Consider the following 2404-nt stretch of genomic DNA (forward strand, 5'->3'; position numbering starts at 1 on the left):
CCCGTACGCCGCGGCGCAGCGCCGTCAAGCGGCGCCGGCCGCCAAGGGCTTGAGCGGTCTCGTGTCCCGGGCGCGATGCAGCGCGTTTGCGCTGCTTCGCAGAACCGGGACCTGCGCGCTATCGATGGGCCCCGGCTCTGCGCAGCACCACTGCGTGGCGCAGCGCGTCCGGGGCACGAGCTAGTCCATTCCATACACCACATCCGCGCGTTTCTCGAACGCGGCGGAAAATCGATGGAACGCGGTGTCGAACATCGTGCCCATCAGCATGGCCAGCATCCGGCTCTTGAATTCGTAGGCGAGGTAGAACCCGACTTCGCAGTCGGTCTCGGATTTTTGCTCGAACGTCCAGCGGTTTTCCAGATTGCTGAAAGGCCCCCGCAAATATTCGACCAGGATTTTCAGGTTCGGGCGATCCAGCGTCACCCGGCTGGTGAAAGATTCCCGCACCAGCTTGAACGACACCGTCATGTCGGCGATTACGATCTCGGTGCCGTCGGGTTTTGGCGTGCGGCTTCGGATTCTGAGAGACCGGCACAGCGGCACGAATTCGGGATAGCGCTCGACGTCGGCGACCAGGTCGAACATTTGCGGCGCGGTGTGATGAACCCGCCGCTTGCTGGAAAATTTTGGCATCGCGACAGCGCTCAGCGGCTCATCGCCGCCCGCGCCGCTCTCAGCTTCGCGAAATCGTCGCCGGCATGGTGGGACGAACGGGTCAGCGGGCTCGCCGACACCATCAAGAACCCCTTGGCATAGGCGATCTTCTCGTGGCCGGTGAACTCATCCGGGGTCACGTAGCGCATCACGGCATGGTGCTTGCGGGTCGGCTGCAGATATTGGCCGATGGTGAGGAAATCGACCTCGGCCGAGCGCAGATCGTCCATCACCTGCAGCACCTCATGGCGCTCCTCCCCGAGCCCGACCATGATGCCGGATTTGGTGAAGATCGCGGGATCAATTTCCTTGACCCGCTGCAACAGCCGGATCGAATGGAAGTAGCGCGCGCCCGGGCGCACGGTGAGATAGCGCGACGGCACCGTTTCCAGATTGTGGTTGAAGACATCGGGTTTCGCGGCGACGACGACTTCGAGGGCGCCTTCCTTGCGGAGGAAATCAGGGGTGAGGATTTCGATGGTGGTGGCCGGGCAGCGCGCGCGGATGGCGCGGATGGTCTTTGCGAAATGCAATGCGCCGCCGTCGGCGAGATCGTCGCGATCGACCGAGGTGATGACGATGTGCGCGAGGGCGAGCTTGAAGGTGGCCTCGGCGACGTGTTCCGGCTCGGCGGCGTCGAGCGGGCCGGGCATGCCGGTCTTGACGTTGCAGAACGCGCAAGCGCGGGTGCAGGTGTCGCCCATGATCATGAAGGTGGCGTGCTTCTTGTCCCAGCACTCGCCGATATTCGGGCAGCCTGCCTCCTCGCACACCGTGACGAGCCCGTTCTCCTTGACGATATTGCGGGTGTCGGCATAGCCGCGCGTATTCGGCGCCCGCACCCGGATCCAGTCCGGTTTCGGCGGCGATGGCGCATCGGGCCGGTTCGCCTTTTCGGGGTGGCGCGGGCGCACCGGGCTCGCGGAGAGCGTATCGACGACGACGACCATGTTAAGTCCGAAAGTTGCAAGACGCTCTAGCTAGTCCGTGTTGCCGAGACCCGCAACCCGGCTCGCCGAACCTAGCAGAAACATGCAACATAGTGGCAGCTTTCCCGGCCATTCCCCGTGATTCCTGCTCAAAAATGGTTCAAAACTCCAAATCGGCCAGCGCCGAAGTTCCCACCCTCGGCAAGCCGCTCAGGCGCACGTTTTTTGACCGCAGCGTGCATGAGGTCGCGCCCGACCTGATCGGCGCCACGCTCCTGGTCGACGGCGTCGGCGGCCTCATCGTCGAGGTCGAGGCCTATCACCACACCGACCCGGCGGCGCACTCGTTTCGCGGGCCGACCCCGCGCAACCAGGTGATGTTCGGCCCGCCGGGCTTTTCCTATGTCTATCGCTCCTACGGCATCCACTGGTGCGTGAATTTCGTCTGCGAAAGCGAAGGCTCGGCCAGCGCGGTGCTGATCCGCGCCTTGCAGCCGACCCACGGCATCCCGGCGATGCGCCGGCGGCGCAGCCTGCGGGATGAACGCGCGCTGTGTTCGGGCCCGGGCAAATTGTGCGAGGCGCTCGGCGTCACCATCAGGCACAGCGAACTGCCGCTCGACAAGCCCCCGTTCGCGCTGCATGCGCGGACCGGCAAGCCGGAGATCGTCAGCGGGGTGCGGATCGGCATCACCAAGGCGGTCGAGCTGCCGTGGCGATATGGATGGAAGGATTCGAAATTTTTGAGCCGACGGTTTTGATAATTGGAGCATGAGACCGTCATCGTGAACGTCGTGCCGTAGGGTGGGGCAAAGGCG

At 64.1% G+C, this 2404-nt stretch carries 3 protein-coding genes; 1 reads left to right on the forward strand and 2 read right to left on the reverse strand.

What is annotated here, in order from left to right; genetic code table 11:
* Positions 1 to 180: 180 nt before the first annotated feature.
* Both WCE35_RS09655 and lipA read right to left on the reverse strand, forming a co-directional pair.
* The gene (locus WCE35_RS09655; protein WP_424593116.1) at positions 181 to 636 is read right to left on the reverse strand and encodes a type II toxin-antitoxin system RatA family toxin; all 456 of its coding nucleotides are present in this window, start codon (positions 634 to 636) and stop codon (positions 181 to 183) included.
* Positions 637 to 647: 11 nt separating this feature from the next.
* The gene (gene lipA / locus WCE35_RS09660) at positions 648 to 1607 is read right to left on the reverse strand and encodes a lipoyl synthase (RefSeq protein WP_424593117.1); all 960 of its coding nucleotides are present in this window, start codon (positions 1605 to 1607) and stop codon (positions 648 to 650) included.
* 134 nt (positions 1608 to 1741) lie between these two features.
* Here lipA and WCE35_RS09665 point away from each other — a divergent pair, with 134 nt between their 5' ends.
* On the forward strand, positions 1742 to 2347 hold the full coding sequence (locus tag WCE35_RS09665) for a DNA-3-methyladenine glycosylase (RefSeq protein ID WP_424593118.1): 606 nt from the start codon (positions 1742 to 1744) through the stop codon (positions 2345 to 2347).
* Positions 2348 to 2404 lie beyond the last annotated feature (57 nt).

The organism is Bradyrhizobium sp., assembly GCF_049691595.1.
GTDB lineage: Bacteria > Pseudomonadota > Alphaproteobacteria > Rhizobiales > Xanthobacteraceae > Bradyrhizobium.

What these genes read in the sequence shown, in the direction of transcription:
- WCE35_RS09655 (WP_424593116.1), bottom strand. Translation starts at nt 636, where the DNA reads ATGCCAAAATTTTCCAGCAAGCGGCGGGTTCATCACACCGCGCCGCAA.
- lipA (WP_424593117.1), bottom strand. Translation starts at nt 1,607, where the DNA reads ATGGTCGTCGTCGTCGATACGCTCTCCGCGAGCCCGGTGCGCCCGCGC.
- WCE35_RS09665 (WP_424593118.1), top strand. Translation starts at nt 1,742, where the DNA reads ATGGTTCAAAACTCCAAATCGGCCAGCGCCGAAGTTCCCACCCTCGGC.